Below are 16,697 nucleotides of genomic sequence, written 5' to 3'. Positions count from 1 at the left end.
GAGGGGCGACCGCCCGGAAGCGGTCGCCCCTCAGCCATGACCGGCCCCCGGCGGCCCGTGCGCGGGCGGTTCAGCCGCGCTGCCGGGAGGGCCGCAGATTCGCCATCCGCCTGCCCAGCCCCGCACGGCGGCGGCCCCAGCGGTCCGCCGCACGCTCCCGGCGCCGGGAGATCTCCCACACCACTCGTACGGATGAGGACGGCGCCAGCACCGCACGGACCCGTGTCACCCGGCCCGCACCGGTCCGCAGCGCGGCCCGGACCAGCAGGACGTCATCGGTGAGGCGGCCCACCTCACCGGCTCGGGGCGCGTACAGCACCTGCTCCACCGCGTGCGCGGCCCGGTGCACCGCATCGGCCGCCGGACCCGCCAGCCCACCGGTCCGTACGATCCGGTCGGCCGACTTCCGAGGGGTGAGCGAGTCATCGGGCCGGACCCCGTAGTCCCACGCCGAATCGGTGATCTCCCGCCAGGCCGACAGCGTCCGCTCTGCCGCCGACGCTCCGGCGGACCCGGGCGTGCGCCCGCCGGACCCCAGCCGCCGGGCCCGCGCTCTGATACGCCAGAGCATCGGCAGCACGAGCAGCAGGACCACGAGCAGTGCAGCCAGCCCCAGGCCCACCTCCGCGCCCAGGCCGGTGCCCCGGCCGGCCGGCGGCACTCCGCCGCCCTGTGCCGCTGCCCCGCACCCGCTGATCTTGCGCAGCTGCGGCGGACAGGCGGACGCCGCGGACGGGGTCGCCTCCGGAGCGGGCGATGACGTGGACTCCGGCTGCGCAGGAGAGGCCGGACCGTCGGAGGAGTTGTCCGCCTGGGTGTAGGACGGTACGGAACCACGGGTGGGCGTCGGCTCGAAGCGTGTCCAGCCCACCCCCTCGAAGTACAGCTCGGGCCAGGCGTGCGCGTCGCGCAGCCCGACCGACATCGTGCCGTCCGGCTGCGCGGTGCCCGGAGTGAAGCCCACCGAGACCCTGGCCGGGATGTGCAGCGTCCTGGCCATCGCCGCCATCGTGAAGGCGAAATGGACACAGAAGCCCTGCTTCTCCTTCAGGAAGCGCGCGATGGCTTCGGTACCGGTGCCCGACTGCACCTGAGTGTCGTAGGTGAAGCCGCCCTCCGACGCGAACCAGTCCTGCAGTTTGACCGCACGCTGGTAGTCGTTCGTGGCGCCCTTCGTCACCTGCTCCGCCGTGGATTTCACCACGCCGGGCAGCGAGCCCGGCACCTCCGTGTACTCCCGGAGCAGGGCGTCGGGCGCAGGCGGGGCCGAGGCCAGCTGCGCCGGCGTCGGCTGTACGACCAGGCTGTCCACGCCGTACTGCGCACCGCGGGTGGTCTGCCCGCGGTCGCCGACGAGCGTCCGCCCGGCCGGCTCGAAGCGCCAGCGGCCCTTGATGTCCACCTTCGTCGCCGGATAGGGGAGCGGCAGCCAGTTCTGCGCGTACCAGCCGGCCGCCGAGATATTGGTCTTGACCTCGGTGGTGCCCACATCGGAGCCGAGCCCCTCCGGTCTCGGCAGTTCCTTCGGAACGCCCTGGATCCGGCGCTCCGACGACTTCCACGCGGTGCCGTCGAACTGGTCCAGCGAGACGATCCGCAGATACATCCCGTCGGTGTCGACCGCGTTGGTGCGGTAGCGCAGCACCTCGCGGTCGTCGGACTGGGTGAGGCTGTTCTGCAGCGAGACCAGCGGGTTGACCGCGGAGATGGTCCCGCCGCCCCCGGCTCCGGTGCCCCGCCCCGCGCCGCCGAGCAGCCCGGTGTCCATCGCGGGCAGCGCGGCCGGGAGCACCAGGGCGAACCCCAGCGCGGCCACCCCGATGCGCCGCCCCGTGCGGACCGGCGCCGACGGGCCGCCCGTACCGCCCGTGGAACCGGCGCTCCCGCGCTCGCGGGGCGAGCCGCCGAAGACCCGTCCCCACTGGGAGAGCCTCTCCTTGCTCTCGGCCAGCAGGAGCAGCAGATAACCGGACGCGGCGAGCACGAACCACAGCCAGGCCGCGCTGCTCTGCGAGATGCCGGCCGCCACCGAGTACAGCGCGAGGAGCGGCAGTCCGGCCGGCGCGGCACTCCGGAACGTCACCGCCAGCGCGTCCACCAGCAGCCCGACCACCAGTACTCCGCCGAACAGCATCAGCCGTATGCTCGCGGTCGTCGGCGCCGGTATCGAGTACTGCCCGATGTCGTCGGCGCCCGTCCGCAGCATCGCCCCGAAATGCTCAACGGCCTCCGGGCCCGGCACGATGCCGCCGAGCGCCTGGCCGTGCGCGAAGACCACGGTCAGCATCAGCAGCGCGGTCACCGCCTGCGCCGCCACGGTCAGGGGCCGCGCCAGCGGGACCCGCCGGGCCAGCGCGCCCACGCCGCTCTGTACGGCCAGCAGCAGTGCGGCCTGGATGATCCACGTGACCGGCTGGACGAGCGGCAGCAGCGCACACGCGGCCAGCATCGTGGCCGCGTAGGCGCACAGCGCCAGCCTCGCCCGGCTGCTCATGACCATCCCCCTGTGCTTGCGCCTGTGCCTGCGGCGCCTGTGCCACTGCCCGCGCCGGTTCCCGTCGCCGCCGTGCCGCCGCCCGTAGCCGCTGTGCCGCCGTACCAGGACGCCGGGCCCGTACCGCCGCGCTGCTGCCCCGCCTGCCGCCACAGCTCGGTGAGCACCGCCCCGGGCCCGACCTCCAGCGCGGTCCAGCCGGCGTCCCGCAGCAGCCGCAGTGTCCGGGTGCCGTCCTCCGCCGCCTCACCGTGCACCCAGGCGTCACTGTGCAGTACGAAGGCGACGGCGGCCCCACTGCGCTGCCGCATCCGGGCGGCGACCGCGGCCTGCTCCTCGTCCAGACTGCCGAAGAAGGCGACGAGAAGTCCTTCGTTCCCGCCGCGCAGCACGTCGTACGAGCGGGAGAGCCCGGCCCCGTCGGAGTGTCCGACGACGGCGAGCGTGTCCATCATCAGCCCGGCCGAGTCGGCGGACTCCTGGGTGGCCCCGGCGAATCCCCCCGAGCCCTCGCCCGGCACCGAGCTGCCCGTGTCCGTCAGCAGCCGTACCGAGAAGCCCCGTTCGAGCACGTGCACCAGCGCCGACGCCGCCCCCGACACGGCCCATTCGAAGGCCGAGTCCGGCCCCGCGCCCTGATAGGCGGTCCGGCGGGTGTCGAGCAGCACCGTGCAGCGGGCCCGCTGCGGCTGCTCCTCGCGGCGCACCATCAGCTCGCCGTAGCGGGCGGTGGAGCGCCAGTGCACCCGGCGCAGATCGTCGCCGTGCCGGTATCCGCGCGGGATCACATCGTCCTCGCCGGCCAGCGCGAGCGAGCGCTGTCTGCCGTCCCCGTACCCGGCCGACTCACCGGTCAGCCGGACCGGCGGCAGCTGCTCGGTCCTGGGAATCACCGTCAGGGTGTCGTGCGCGCTGAACGACCTGGTCAGCTCGCACATCCCGAACGGGTCGGTGAGCCGCAGCTGGAGCGGGCCCAGCGGATACCGCCCGCGCAGATCGGAGCGGACCCGGTACGACACCTCGCGCCGCCCGCCCGCCTCCACCCGGTCCAGGACGAAACGGGGCCGCGGCCCCAGCACGTACGGCACCCGGTCCTGGAGCATCAGCAGCCCCGTGGGCAGCCGCGAGACGTTGTCCATCCGCAGATGGACGCGGGCCTCGGACCCGGCGGGCACCCGGGCGGGGGAGAGCCGCCTGCTGGCCGCGACGCGGTACCGCGTACGGAACAGCACGGCCACGCACACCAGCGGCAGCACGGCGAGCAGCAGCCCCACCCGCAACAGATCGCTCTGGCCCAGGACATACGCGCAGACCGCCGCGGCGACACCTGCCGCGATGAACGAGCGGCCCCGTGTGGTCAGCCCCGACAGCGCGGTCCGCAGCCCGCCGCTGTCCTCGTCGGCGGCGGCCGGAGCACCCCCGACGGCCATCACAGCCGCCGGGCGCCGGGCTGCTGGTTGTTGTACGCGGGAACGGGAGTCCGCTGGAGGATCTCCAGGACGACCTGCTCGGCGGTACGGCGGTTCAACTGGGCCTGGGCCGTGGGCAGCAGCCGGTGCGCGAGCACCGCGACGGCCAGCGCCTGGACGTCGTCGGGCAGCGCGTACTCCCGTCCGCTCAGCGCCGCCGACGCCTTGGCGGCCCGCAGCAGGTGCAGGGTGGCGCGCGGGGAAGCGCCGAGTCTGAGGTCCGGGTGGCTGCGGGTGGCTGTCACCAGCTGCACCGCGTACCGCCGCACCGCGTCGGCGACGTGCACCGCGCGCACCGCGTCGATGAGCTTCAGGATCTCGTGGGCGTGCGCCACCGGCTGGAGGTCGTCGAGCGGTGAGACACCGCCGTGCACGTCGAGCATCTGGAGTTCGGCCTCGGGGCTGGGATAGCCGATGGAGACCCGCGCCATGAACCGGTCGCGCTGCGCCTCGGGGAGCGGGTAGGTGCCCTCCATCTCCACCGGGTTCTGCGTGGCCACCACCATGAACGGGGCGGGCAGCTCGTACGTCTTCCCGTCGATGGTGACCTGGCGCTCCTCCATCGATTCGAGCAGCGCCGACTGGGTCTTCGGCGATGCGCGGTTGATCTCGTCGCCGATCACGATCTGCGCGAAGATCGCCCCGGGCTTGAACTCGAAGTCGCGCCGCTGCTGGTCGAAGATCGAGACACCGGTGATGTCCGAAGGCAGCAGGTCGGGCGTGAACTGGATGCGCCGCACCGAGCAGTCGATGGTACGGGCCAGCGCCTTGGCCAGCATGGTCTTGCCGACGCCCGGCACATCCTCGATGAGGAGATGCCCCTCGGCGAGCAGCACGGTCAGCGAAAGCCGTACGACCTCGGGCTTGCCCTCGATCACACCCTCCACCGACCCGCGGATACGCTCCGCCGTGGTCGTCAGATCCGCGAGGCTCGCTCGATCGTCATAGGTCGTCACCCGGCCCTCCTCGGCCCTACTCCCACGCTCCTGAGAAGCAGGGGATACCCGTCCACGGGCCTGGGCGCTGCGTACGGCCCCGGCCCAACCCCGAACAGCTGACGCCCCGCCCGGAGGGATCCGGACGAGGTGTCGCCCTCGCATTGTTGTTGCCGTTACCGCTTCGTGTCACTCGCATGTGGACAAGTGGGCCGGATATGTCGCAGGTTGCCGTGGTTTCGTCCTGCTCCGAGGGTGCGAACGGCAGCCCGGGACCTCACTCCTGAGGGTTCTGACCGGCCGGGTCGATCTCGCGCAGAAGCCCCGCCCGTACGTCGAAGACGAAGCCCCGGACGTCGTCGGTGTGCAGCAGGAAGGGCGAGGTCCGCACACGCTGCATCGACTGGCGTACGTCCTGGTCGACATCGCGGAAGGACTCCACAGCCCAGGGCGGACGCTGACCCACCTCTTCCTCCAGCTCGATCCGGAAGTCCTCGGTGAGGCTCTCCAGACCGCAGCTGGTGTGGTGGATCAGTATCACGCTCCGGGTGCCCAGGGCGCGCTGGCTGATGGTCAGGGACCGGATGACGTCGTCGGTGACCACACCGCCCGCGTTGCGGATCGTGTGGCAGTCACCGAGATCGAGCCCGAGAGCCTTGTGCAGGTCGAGTCGCGCGTCCATGCACGCGACCACAGCCACCTGGAGTACGGGGCGCGCGTCCATGCCAGGGTCCTTGAACGCCTCGGCGTAGTGGCGGTTGGACTCGACGAGCCGGTCGGTCACCGTTCCGCCGTCGGACACAGCCAGGTGCGGACGGGACGGGGTGGGCTCTGCGGGAGAGTGCGCAGCGGTCGACATGTGTATGACGGTAGCCGCCGTTGATCGAACGGTCCTGCCAGGGGGCCGGAAAAAAAGTGTCAACACGGGCGGTTGTGAGCTAATCCACAGCGGTGATGGCCAGTAACCCGTTCGGGTGAAAGCCGGGGTTCGCGGCGCGCTGGGCGGTTGATTGACCGGGGGGACGAGTGGACTAAAGTGGCGCGAAGTGGGAGGCGTGAGCGTCGTCACGTGCTGTACGGGCGCACTCCTCACGGTCACTCACCGCAGACACATCTGCTTGACGGACACATCCCGCACACCCGCGCATGCGCGGCGTACGTACGGCCCGGCCCTCTCCCGCTCGCCGGCCGGCCGACGCCCTTCCCGGCGCCGGCGGGCCGTCCCCTTCCGAGCGGGCGGGGACCCGGCAGTACGTCCGGCCGCGCCGTACCTGAGAGGGCGCATGAGCCAGTCCCGACATGTCCCGGTGATGCTCCAGCGATGCCTGGACCTGTTGGCCCCGGCGCTCGCCCAGCCCGGTGCGGTCGTCGTCGACTGCACCCTCGGCCTCGGCGGCCACAGCGAGGCGCTCCTTTCGACCTTCCCGGCGGCCCGGCTGATCGCACTCGACCGCGACAAGGAAGCCCTGCGGCTCTCCGGCGAGCGGCTCGCGCCGTTCGGCGACCGGGCCACCTTGGTGCACGCCGTCTACGACGAACTGCCCGAGGTCCTGGACCGGCTGGACGTCCCGCGCGTACAGGGAGTCCTCTTCGACCTCGGCGTCTCGTCGATGCAGCTGGACGAGGCGGACCGCGGTTTCGCCTATGCCCAGGACGCCCCGCTCGACATGCGGATGGACCAGACGACCGGCATGGGCGCCGCGGAGGTGCTCAACACCTACCCGCCCGGCGAACTGGTCCGGATCCTGCGCGCGTACGGCGAGGAGAAGCAGGCCAAGCGGATCGTCTCCGCTGTCGTACGGGAGCGCGAGAGGGAACCGTTCACCAACAGCGCCCGGCTGGTCGAGCTGATCCGCGACTCGCTGCCGCAGGCCGCCAAGCGCACCGGCGGCAACCCCGCCAAGCGCACCTTCCAGGCCCTGCGCATCGAGGTCAACGGCGAACTGACCGTGCTGGAGCGTGCCATTCCGGCCGCCGTGAAGAGCCTCGCCGTGGGCGGGCGCATCGCCGTCCTCTCGTACCACTCGCTTGAGGACCGGCTGGTCAAACAGGTCTTCGCGGCGGGCGCTGCCAACACGGCGCCGGCCGGTCTGCCGGTGGTTCCCGAGCGTTACCAGCCACGGCTCAAGCTCCTCACCCGCGGTGCGGAACTTCCCGCGGAGGAGGAGGTCGCGGACAACAGGCGCGCGGCACCCGCCCGGTTGCGGGGTGCGCAGCGCATCCGCGAGGAGGCGCTGTGAGCAAGCCGCCCCGGCAGTTGAAGGGCCGGGCCGCGCGGCTCGCCGCGCTGATGCCGGCCGGGCCCGGCAGAGCGGCCCGGATGCCCTTCGTGCTGCTGGTCGTGGTGCTGCTCGGCGGTGGCCTGATCACGCTCCTGCTGCTCAACTCGGCGCTGAACGAAGGTTCCTTCAAGCTCAGCAAGGACCAGAAGCAGATCACCGAGCTGACCGACGAGGAACAGGCGCTGCAGCGGGACGTCGACGGCCGCTCCGCACCCGGGGCGCTGGAGAAGCGGGCCCGCGAACTCGGCATGGTGCCGGGCGGCGGCCCCGCCTTCCTCGACCCGGACGGCAAGGTCCTGGGCCAGGCCGCCGAGTCCACGGCGCAGCCCGCACCGCCGCCCCCGGCCACGCCCAAGCCGTCCGCCACCCCTTCGGCACCGGCCGCGACCCCCTCGGGCGGCGCGCCCTCCGCGCCGGCCGGCACGACAGCGGCGCCGACCCATACCCCCGGCAGGTGACGCAGTGCCGTCCAAGGAACCCCCGCGCCGCCGCGTACCAGGACCCGCGCGTCCGGCACGGCCCGCCGCACGGAGCGCACGCCCGGGGCAGCGCCGCCCGCGCCCCGCACGCCGGCCCAGGACACTGCGGCTCGGCAGCCCGCGCCCCCGGCTGCGGCTCGTCAGCCTCGCCCTGGCCCTCGTGATGGCGGTCTTCGTCGTACGGCTGCTCCAGGTCCAGGCCATCGACGCGAGTGCCTACACGGCCAAGGCGGACAAGAACCGCTATCTCAGCCACACGCTGACCGCCGAGCGCGGGGAGATCACCGACCGCAGCGGTGTGGCCCTGGCCGCCAGCGTCGACGCGTACGACATCACGGCCGACCCCACGATGTTCAGCCGGGCCCAGAGCCACGCAACCGACGCCCCCGAGCAGGCGGGCGCTCTGCTCGCGCCGATCCTCGGTGAGGACGCCGAGGCGATCGCGCGGAAACTCAGGACGCCCGACACCCGTTACGTACTGCTGGCGAGCCGGCAGACCCCGCAGGTCTGGAACCAGATCAAGGACCTGAAGAACGTCTTCGCGCAGAAGGCGTCCGCGGACAAGGCCAAGGGCGGCAAGGGTGCCGATGTGATGGCCGGGGTCTTCCAGGAGCCGAGCACCAAACGCGTGTATCCGAACGGCGACCTCGCAGCCGGGGTGCTCGGCTGGGTCAACTCGGCGGGCCAGGGCGCCGGCGGCCTGGAGTCCTCGCTGAACAAGGAGCTGGCGGGCAAGAACGGCAAGATCACCTATGCCCAGTCGGGCGGCCGTACGGTGCCGACCGCCGGGACGAGCGAGAAGCCGGCCGTCCCCGGCTCGGACGTCGAACTGACCCTGGACCGCGACATCCAGTGGGCCGCGCAGAGCGCCATCGCCGCCCAGGTGAAGGAGTCCAGGGCCGACCGCGGCTATGTGGTGGTGCAGGACACCAGGAGCGGTCAGGTCCTCGCCATGGCCGACGCGCCCGGCTTCGACCCCAACGACCTGACCCACGCCGACCCCGCCGCACTCGGCAACGCCGCGGTCCAGGACGCCTACGAGCCGGGCTCCGTCAGCAAGATCATGTCCATGGCCGCCATCATCCAGCAGGGGGTGGCCACCCCGACGACCCATGTCACCGTCCCCAACCGGCTGCACCGCGGGGACCGGCTCTTCAAGGACGACGTCGACCACGACACCTGGTCGCTGACGCTCAACGGCGTACTGGCCAAGTCCAGCAACATCGGCACCATCGAGGCCGCGGGCCAGCTCGGCAAGACGCAGCCCGAGGCCAACAGGGTCCTCTACTCCTATCTGCACAAGTTCGGCATCGGAAGTCCCACCGGGGTCGGCTTCCCCGGCGAGACATCGGGGATCCTGGCCAAGCCGCAGGACTGGTCGACGTCCCAGCAGTACACGATCCCGTTCGGACAGGGGCTCTCGCTCAGCGCGCTCCAGGCGGCCTCCGTGTACTCCACGATCGCCAACGGCGGTGTACGCGTGCAGCCCTCGCTGATCAGCGGCATCAAGGGCCCCGACGGCCGCTTCACCCCGTCGCCGGCCCCGAAGGAGAGCCGGGTCGTGAGCGAGCGGACGGCGAAGACGGTCTCCCGGATGCTGGAGTCGGTCGTCAGCGATGTGGAGGGCACCGGCATCTCCGCCCGTATCCCCGGCTACCGGGTCGCGGGCAAGACGGGAACGGCCAACCGGGTGGACCCGAAGACAGGCCGCTACAGCGGATACACCGCCTCCTTCGCGGGCTTCGCCCCCGCCGACAAACCCCGGGTCACCGTCTACTGCGCCATCCAGAACCCCACCAGCGGAAGCCACTTCGGCGGCTCCACCTGTGGCCCTGTCTACAAAAAGGTCATGGAGTTCGCCCTCAAGACCCTCCAGACCCCGCCGACCGGCAAGAAGGCCGACCCGCTGCCGGTCACCTTCGGCCCTCACCAGTGACTGGGAACCATCAGTGACGACGATCACCCCCGAGCCGGGGAACCGGAACACCGCCGCACCCTCACTTCGCGGGGAGCCCGGTGCGCCCGGTACGCTCACCGCCGTGCCACACGCTGATCAGTACCAAATCGCCCAGAAAGACCTTTCTGTGACCTATCCGGGAGCACCCCGTCCGGCCGAGGTCCGACCGACCCCTCTGGGGGATCTGGCAGGACGAGTGGGCATCGCGTCACCCGGTGCCGCTGAGGTCACCGGCATCACCCATGACTCCCGGGCCGTGCGGCCCGGAGACCTGTACGCCGCACTCCCCGGCGCCCGGCTGCACGGCGCCGACTTCGTCGAGCAGGCGGCAGGCCTGGGAGCCGCCGCGGTGCTCACGGACCCCACGGGCACCGAACGGGCCGAGGCCACCGGGCTCCCCGTGCTGACCGTCCCCGACCCGCGGGCCGTCATGGGCGAACTGGCCGCGGAGATCTACGGCCACCCCGGCCGCGATCTCCTCCAGATCGGCATCACCGGCACATCGGGCAAGACCACCACGGCGTATCTGGTCGAGGGCGGCATCCGGGCGGCCGGGCACCTCAGCGGCCTCATCGGCACGGTCGAGATGCGGATCGGCGACGAGCGCATCAAGTCCGAGCGCACCACCCCCGAAGCCACCGACCTCCAGGCGCTGTTCGCGGTCATGCGCGAGCGCGGGGTCGACACGGTCGCCATGGAGGTCTCCAGCCACGCGCTGGTGCTCGGCCGGGTCGACGCCTGCGTCTTCGACGTCGCGGTCTTCAACAACCTCAGCCCGGAGCACATGGAGTTCCACTCCGGGATGGAGGACTACTTCCAGGCCAAGGCACAGCTGTTCACCCCGCTGCGCAGCAAGGTCGGCGTCGTCAACTACGACGACGAGTACGGCCGCCGGCTCGTCGACGAGGCGACCGTCCCCATCACCACCTTCTCCGCCGAGGGGCATCCGGACGCCGACTGGCGGGCCGAGGACGTCGAAGTCGCCCTGTTCACCAGCACCTTCACCGCCGTCGGCCCGCAGGGACAGCGCATCGCCGCCACCTCGCCGCTGGCCGGCCCCTTCAACGTGGCCAACACCCTCGCCGCGATCGTCACCCTCGCCGTCGCGGGCACCGACCCGCAGACCGCGGCCGACGGCATCGCCGCCGTCCCCGGGGTGCCGGGCAGGCTGGAGCGGGTGGACGCCGGGCAGCCGTACCTCGCCGTCGTCGACTACGCGCACAAGACGGACGCCGTCGAGTCGGTGCTGCGCGCTCTGCGCAAGGTCACCGAGGGCAGCCTGCACATCGTGCTCGGCTGCGGCGGCGACCGCGACAAGACCAAACGCGGCCCGATGGGCGCGGCGGCTGCCCGCCTCGCCGACACCGCCGTACTGACCTCCGACAACCCGCGCGGCGAGGACCCCCTCGCGATCCTCGCCGCGATGATCGCCGGCGCCGCCGAGGTCCCGGTGCACGAGCGCGGCGACGTGCTGATCGACTCCGACCGCGCGGCGGCCATCGCCGCGGCCGTGGCCCGCGCCCGCCCCGGCGACACCGTGCTGGTCGCAGGCAAGGGCCATGAGCAGGGCCAGGACATTGCCGGCGTGGTACGCCCCTTCGACGACCGCCAGGTCCTCCGCGCAGCAATCGAGCGCGCAGCAATCGAGAACAACAGTCAGGGATGACCAAGTGATCGCCCTTTCCCTCTCCGAGATCGCCGACATCATCGGCGGGCAGTCGCACGACATACCGGATCCGTCCGTCCTGGTCACCGGTCCTGTCGTCACCGACTCCCGCGCGGTGCGGCCCGGCAGTCTCTTCGTCGCGTTCGCCGGTGAGCGCGTAGACGGCCACGACTACGCGCGGAGCGCCGTCGAAGCCGGAGCGTCGGCCGTGCTGGCCACCCGGCCCGTCGGCGTGCCGGCCATCGTGGTGCCCGACGTGACCGCCGCGCTCGGGACGCTCGCGCGTACCGTCGTGGAGCGCCTGGGTACCGAAGTCGTCGCACTCACCGGTTCCGCCGGCAAGACGTCGACCAAGGACCTGATCGCCCAACTCCTGGAGCGCAAGGGTCCGACGGTCTACCCGGAAGGAAATCTGAACAACGAGATCGGCCTGCCCCTCACCGCGCTGCGGGCCGACGAGAACACCCGTTACCTGGTTCTCGAAATGGGTGCGCGCTACATCGGCGACATCCGCTACCTCACCGGCCTGGTGCCGCCGAAGACCGGTCTCGTCCTCAACGTCGGGACCGCGCACATCGGGGAGTTCGGCGGCCGCGAGCAGATCGCCCAGGCCAAGGGCGAGATGGTCGAGTCGCTTCCGGAGCACGGCGTCGCCGTGCTCAACGCCGACGACCCGCTCGTACGTGCCATGTCCTCCCGGACCAAGGCGCGCCTCCTGCTCTTCGGAGAGGCGGATGAAGCGGACGTACGTGCCGAGAAGGTCCGCCTGACCGACACCGGGCAGGCCGCATTTACGCTGCACACACCCACCGGGTGCAGCGAGGTGACCTTGCGCCTGTACGGTGAGCACCACGTGTCGAACGCGCTCGCCGCGGCCGCCGTCGCACATGAGTTGGGCATGTCCGCTGACGAGATCGCAACGGCGCTCTCCGAGGCAGGCACGCTCTCCCGCTGGCGCATGGAGGTCACCGAGCGTCCGGACGGTGTGACGGTCGTCAACGACGCCTACAACGCGAACCCCGAATCCATGCGAGCCGCGCTGCGTGCGCTGGCGGCCATGGGCAAGGCCTCACAGGCGAAGGGGGGACGCACGTGGGCGGTGCTCGGTCAGATGGCCGAGCTCGGAGACGAGTCACTCGCCGAGCACGACGCGGTCGGACGGCTGGCCGTCCGGCTCAACGTGAGCAAGCTCGTGGCAGTCGGGGGCAGGGAAGCGTCCTGGCTGCAACTGGGCGCCTATAACGAGGGTTCGTGGGGTGAGGAGTCGGTGCACGTGTCCGACGCGCAGGCGGCCGTCGACCTGTTGCGCAGTCAACTGCGTGAGGGAGACGTCGTGCTGGTGAAGGCGTCCAGGTCGGTGGGGTTGGAGCAGGTGGCGAACGCGCTGCTCGACGGTGGTACCGAGGGCGAGGTCGCCGCCCGATGAAGCAGATTCTCTTCTCGGGAGTCATCGGACTCTTCCTCACCCTGGTCGGCACACCGCTGCTGATCAAGCTGCTCGCCCGCAAGGGGTACGGGCAGTTCATCCGGGACGACGGACCGCGCGGCCACCACGGCAAGCGCGGTACGCCGACCATGGGTGGTATCGCCTTCATCCTGGCCACGATCATCGCGTACCTCGCCACCAAGCTGATCACCGGCGACCCGATGACGTTCTCGGGTGTGCTGGTGCTCTTCCTGATGGCGGGGATGGGTCTGGTCGGGTTCCTCGACGACTACATCAAGATCGTCAAGCAGCGCTCGCTGGGCCTGCGGGCCAAGGCGAAGATGGCCGGCCAGCTGATCGTCGGTATCGCCTTCGCCGTCCTGGCCCTGATGTTCAAGGACTCGCGCGGCTACACGCCGGCCTCCACGAAGCTCTCCTTCGTCTCGGACTTCGGCTGGTCGATCGGACCGGTCCTCTTCGTCGTCTGGGCGCTGTTCATGATCCTGGCCATGTCGAACGGGGTGAACCTCACCGACGGCCTCGACGGCCTCGCCACCGGTGCCTCCGTGATGGTCTTCGGCGCGTACACCTTCATCGGTGTCTGGCAGTTCCAGGAGTCCTGCGCCAACGCGGCGACCCTGACCAACCCCAGCGCCTGCTTCGAAGTCAGAGACCCACTGGACCTGGCAGTCGTCGCATCGGCCCTGATGGGCGCCTGCTTCGGCTTCCTGTGGTGGAACACATCGCCCGCCAAGATCTTCATGGGCGACACCGGGTCGCTGGCGCTGGGCGGCGCGCTCGCCGGGCTCGCCATCTGCTCCCGCACCGAGTTCCTGATGGCCATCCTCGGCGGCCTCTTCGTCCTGATCACCATGTCCGTCGTGATCCAGGTCGGCTCCTTCAAGATGACCGGCAAGCGCGTCTTCAAGATGGCGCCACTCCAGCACCACTTCGAACTCAAGGGGTGGTCCGAAGTCCTTGTCGTGGTCCGCTTCTGGATCATCCAGGGCATGTGCGTGATCGTCGGCCTCGGGCTCTTCTACGCGGGCTGGGCGGCCGCCAAGTGATCTGGCAGGGCAAGCGCGTCACCGTGGCGGGCATGGGCGTCTCCGGGCTTCCGGCGGCGCGCGCCCTGCACGGCCTCGGCGCCGAGGTCACCGTCGTCAACGAGGGCGCGGACGAGCGCGCCCGCGCCCAGGCCGCCGAACTCACCGCGCTGGGCATCACGGTGCGCCTCGGCGACGCGACGACCCTGCCGGACGGCACCGAACTGGTCGTCACCGCCCCCGGCTGGCGGCCGGACAAGCCGCTCTTCCTGGCGGCGGCCGAAGCAGGGGTGCCGGTCTGGGGCGACGTCGAACTCGCCTGGCGGCTGCGGCGTCCGGGCGCCGCGCCCTGGCTCGCGGTCACCGGCACCAACGGCAAGACCACGACCGTACGGATGCTCGCCTCGATCCTGCGCGCCGCCGGGCTGCGCACCGAGGCCGTCGGCAACATCGGCGTCTCGCTCCTGGACGCCGTCCTCGGCGACGAGGAGTACGACGTACTGGCCGTGGAGCTCTCCAGCTACCAGCTGCACTGGGCGCCCAGCCTGCGCGTCCACTCGGCCGCCGTGCTCAACCTGGCGCCCGACCACCTCGACTGGCACGGCTCCATGGCGGCGTACGCGGCCGACAAGGGCCGGGTCTACGAGGGCAACACCGTCGCCTGCGTCTACAACGCCGCGGACCCCGCCACCGAGGAACTCGTCCGCGCGGCCGACGTGGAGGAGGGCTGCCGGGCCATCGGCTTCACCCTCGACACGCCGGGCCCCTCGCAGCTCGGCGTGGTCGACGGGATCCTGGTCGACCGCGCCTTCGTGGCCGACCGCCAGAAGCAGGCCCAGGAGCTGGCCGAGATCGGGGACGTCAACCCGCCGGCCCCGCACAACATCGCCAATGCCCTCGCCGCGGCCGCGCTGGCCCGCGCGTACGGCGTGGCGCCGGCCGCCGTACGCGACGGACTCCGCGCCTTCCGGCCGGATCCGCACCGCATCGAGAAGGTGGCCGACGTCGCGGGTGTCGCGTACGTCGACGACTCCAAGGCCACCAACACCCATGCCACCGAAGCCTCCCTGGCCGCCTACGACCCGATCGTCTGGATCGCGGGCGGTCTCGCCAAGGGCGCGAGCTTCGACGACCTGGTCGGCGGGGCGGCGAAGCGCCTGCGGGCCGTCGTGCTGATCGGCGCCGAGCGGGCGCTCATCGCCGAAGCCCTGGCGCGACACGCCCCGGAAGTACCGGTGGTCGACCTCGACCGGACCGACACTGGGGCGATGTCGGCGGCGGTCCGGGAGGCGGCACGGCTCGCCCGGCCGGGGGACACGGTCCTGCTGGCTCCGGCCTGTGCCTCCATGGACATGTTCGCCAACTACAACAAGCGTGGCGAGGCATTCGCCGACGCGGTACGCGAGTTGGCCGCCGAGAGCGGCTAGTGCCGCGGCAGGCAAGGTTTGCCCGTCAAGGAGCGGCGTTCGGTGCGGCGAGAGTGCGTGCCGGGCGTCGCGACGGGGCAAACGTTGCCTGCCGTGGCACTAGGAGCATGTCTCCTGGCCGGCCGTACGGCCCCGCGCCGGGACCCGGCAGAAGAAGCCGGGCACGAGTGGAGGGGACAGGCATGCCGGTCAAGGACAGAGGCGGGCGTGGCGGTACGGGGACGGCGCGCCGCCCGTCGGCGGTCCGGCGCGGCTCCGCACCGCGCGGCGCGGGCGGCAGCCAGCTGCGCCGCACCTACGAGCAGGCGCGGAGCACCCTGGACCGCCCTCTGACGGCCTACTACCTGCTGGTGGGGTCGGCGCTCCTGATCACGGTGCTCGGCCTGGTGATGGTCTACTCCGCCTCGATGATCAAGGCGCTGGAGATCTCCGAACCCGGCTCCTTCTTCTTCCGTAAACAGCTCTTCGCCGCGGCACTCGGCGGCGGTCTCGCGTTCATCGCGACCCGGATGCCCGTCAAGCTGCACCGGGCCTTCGCCTACCCGCTGCTCGCGGCCACCGTCTTCCTGATGGTCCTCGTCCAGGTGCCGGGGATAGGGCGTTCGGTCAACGGCAACCAGAACTGGATCTCGCTGGGCGGCCCCTTCATGCTCCAGCCGAGCGAGTTCGGCAAGCTCGCCCTGATCCTGTGGGGCGCCGACCTGCTCGCCCGCAAGCAGGAGAAGAAGCTGCTCACGCAGTGGAAGCACATGCTCGTGCCGCTCGTCCCCGTCGCCTTCATGCTGCTCGGACTGATCATGCTCGGCGGCGACATGGGCACGGCGATCATCCTCACCGCGATCCTGTTCGGGCTGCTGTGGCTCGCGGGAGCGCCCACCCGGATGTTCGCGATGGTGCTCGGTATCGCGGCGTTCATGACGTTCCTGCTGATCAAGACCAGCCCGAACCGGATGGGCAGGCTCGCCTGCATCGGCGCGACCGACCCGGGCCCGCAGGACCAGTGCTGGCAGGCGGTGCACGGAATCTACGCGCTCGCGTCCGGCGGCTGGTTCGGATCCGGACTGGGTGCGAGTGTGGAGAAATGGGGCCAACTCCCCGAGCCCCACACCGACTTCATCTTCGCCGTCACCGGGGAGGAACTGGGCCTTGCGGGGACTCTGTCAGTACTCGGCCTCTTCGCGGCTCTAGGCTATGCGGGTATCCGCGTGGCCGGACGCACGGAGGACCCCTTCGTGAGGTACGCAGCGGGAGGTGTGACCACCTGGATCACGGTCCAGTCCGTGATCAACATCGGTGCGGTGCTCGGTCTGCTGCCGATCGCCGGTGTCCCGCTCCCGCTGTTCTCCTACGGGGGCTCCGCCCTGCTGCCGACCATGTTCGCCGTCGGGCTGCTGATCGCCTTTGCGCGGTCGGACCCCGCAGCGAGAACGGCTCTGGCCTTGCGGAGGCCCGGGGTGAGATGGAAGTCGATGAGACGGCGCGTCAAGAAGCGTCCGTCCGGAGAGCGGTGAATTTC

12 protein-coding genes are annotated in these 16,697 nt (G+C 71.2%); 8 read left to right on the top strand and 4 right to left on the bottom strand.

Annotated elements, in window-relative coordinates; genetic code table 11:
• Positions 1–70 precede the first annotated feature (70 nt).
• The 4 genes from OHB13_RS08255 to OHB13_RS08240 form a co-directional block, all read right to left on the bottom strand.
• Positions 71–2,494, bottom strand: a complete 2,424-nt coding sequence (locus tag OHB13_RS08255) for a transglutaminase TgpA family protein (protein WP_328376568.1) — start codon at positions 2,492–2,494, stop codon at positions 71–73.
• A complete protein-coding gene (locus tag OHB13_RS08250) occupies positions 2,491–3,924 on the bottom strand; it encodes a DUF58 domain-containing protein (RefSeq protein WP_328376566.1) in 1,434 nt (477 codons plus the stop codon). The genes OHB13_RS08255 and OHB13_RS08250 overlap by 4 nt, the downstream gene beginning before the upstream one ends.
• Entirely contained in the window at positions 3,924–4,919 is a 996-nt protein-coding gene (locus tag OHB13_RS08245; protein ID WP_266857906.1) for an AAA family ATPase, read from the bottom strand. The genes OHB13_RS08250 and OHB13_RS08245 overlap by 1 nt, the downstream gene beginning before the upstream one ends.
• Positions 4,920–5,175: 256 nt before the next feature.
• Positions 5,176–5,757 (bottom strand): beta-class carbonic anhydrase, encoded by a 582-nt coding sequence (locus OHB13_RS08240; protein WP_328376564.1) that lies wholly within the window; start codon positions 5,755–5,757, stop codon positions 5,176–5,178.
• A 424-nt stretch (positions 5,758–6,181) separates the two neighbouring features.
• On the opposite strand from OHB13_RS08240, the gene rsmH reads away from it, so the two are divergent.
• The 8 genes from rsmH (at position 6,182) to ftsW (ending at position 16,692) form a co-directional block, all read left to right on the top strand.
• The gene (rsmH, locus tag OHB13_RS08235; protein ID WP_328376562.1) at positions 6,182–7,138 is read left to right on the top strand and encodes a 16S rRNA (cytosine(1402)-N(4))-methyltransferase RsmH; all 957 of its coding nucleotides are present in this window, start codon (positions 6,182–6,184) and stop codon (positions 7,136–7,138) included.
• Entirely contained in the window at positions 7,135–7,638 is a 504-nt protein-coding gene (locus OHB13_RS08230; protein WP_266857911.1) for an FtsB family cell division protein, read from the top strand. The genes rsmH and OHB13_RS08230 overlap by 4 nt, the downstream gene beginning before the upstream one ends.
• 4 nt (positions 7,639–7,642) lie before the next feature.
• Positions 7,643–9,595: a peptidoglycan D,D-transpeptidase FtsI family protein gene (locus OHB13_RS08225; protein ID WP_328376560.1), complete on the top strand. Its 1,953-nt coding sequence runs from the start codon at positions 7,643–7,645 to the stop codon at positions 9,593–9,595.
• A 13-nt stretch (positions 9,596–9,608) separates the two neighbouring features.
• A complete protein-coding gene (locus OHB13_RS08220) occupies positions 9,609–11,282 on the top strand; it encodes a UDP-N-acetylmuramoyl-L-alanyl-D-glutamate--2,6-diaminopimelate ligase (RefSeq protein ID WP_266857915.1) in 1,674 nt (557 codons plus the stop codon).
• A 4-nt stretch (positions 11,283–11,286) separates the two neighbouring features.
• On the top strand, positions 11,287–12,708 hold the full coding sequence (locus OHB13_RS08215) for a UDP-N-acetylmuramoyl-tripeptide--D-alanyl-D-alanine ligase (RefSeq protein ID WP_266857916.1): 1,422 nt from the start codon (positions 11,287–11,289) through the stop codon (positions 12,706–12,708).
• Entirely contained in the window at positions 12,705–13,775 is a 1,071-nt protein-coding gene (mraY, locus tag OHB13_RS08210) for a phospho-N-acetylmuramoyl-pentapeptide-transferase (protein WP_266857918.1), read from the top strand. Before OHB13_RS08215 ends, mraY begins: the two co-directional genes overlap by 4 nt.
• Positions 13,776–13,807: 32 nt before the next feature.
• Positions 13,808–15,181, top strand: coding sequence for a UDP-N-acetylmuramoyl-L-alanine--D-glutamate ligase (gene murD / locus OHB13_RS08205; protein ID WP_405945380.1), 1,374 nt, complete (start codon positions 13,808–13,810; stop codon positions 15,179–15,181).
• Positions 15,182–15,363: 182 nt separating this feature from the next.
• Positions 15,364–16,692, top strand: coding sequence for a putative lipid II flippase FtsW (ftsW, locus tag OHB13_RS08200; RefSeq protein WP_328376557.1), 1,329 nt, complete (start codon positions 15,364–15,366; stop codon positions 16,690–16,692).
• The last annotated feature ends 5 nt before the right edge of the window (positions 16,693–16,697 follow it).

This window comes from Streptomyces sp. NBC_00440 (assembly GCF_036014215.1).
GTDB lineage: Bacteria > Actinomycetota > Actinomycetes > Streptomycetales > Streptomycetaceae > Streptomyces.
Note: the sequence above shows the minus strand (reverse complement) of the source record. Positions and strands in the feature narration are given on the sequence as shown.

Coding starts and splice junctions, on each gene's coding strand:
- murD (WP_405945380.1), top strand. CDS start 13,808: ATGGGCGTCTCCGGGCTTCCGGCGGCGCGCGCCCTGCACGGCCTCGGC.
- OHB13_RS08250 (WP_328376566.1), bottom strand. CDS start 3,924: ATGGCCGTCGGGGGTGCTCCGGCCGCCGCCGACGAGGACAGCGGCGGG.
- OHB13_RS08240 (WP_328376564.1), bottom strand. CDS start 5,757: ATGTCGACCGCTGCGCACTCTCCCGCAGAGCCCACCCCGTCCCGTCCG.
- rsmH (WP_328376562.1), top strand. CDS start 6,182: ATGAGCCAGTCCCGACATGTCCCGGTGATGCTCCAGCGATGCCTGGAC.
- mraY (WP_266857918.1), top strand. CDS start 12,705: ATGAAGCAGATTCTCTTCTCGGGAGTCATCGGACTCTTCCTCACCCTG.
- ftsW (WP_328376557.1), top strand. CDS start 15,364: ATGCCGGTCAAGGACAGAGGCGGGCGTGGCGGTACGGGGACGGCGCGC.
- OHB13_RS08255 (WP_328376568.1), bottom strand. CDS start 2,494: ATGAGCAGCCGGGCGAGGCTGGCGCTGTGCGCCTACGCGGCCACGATG.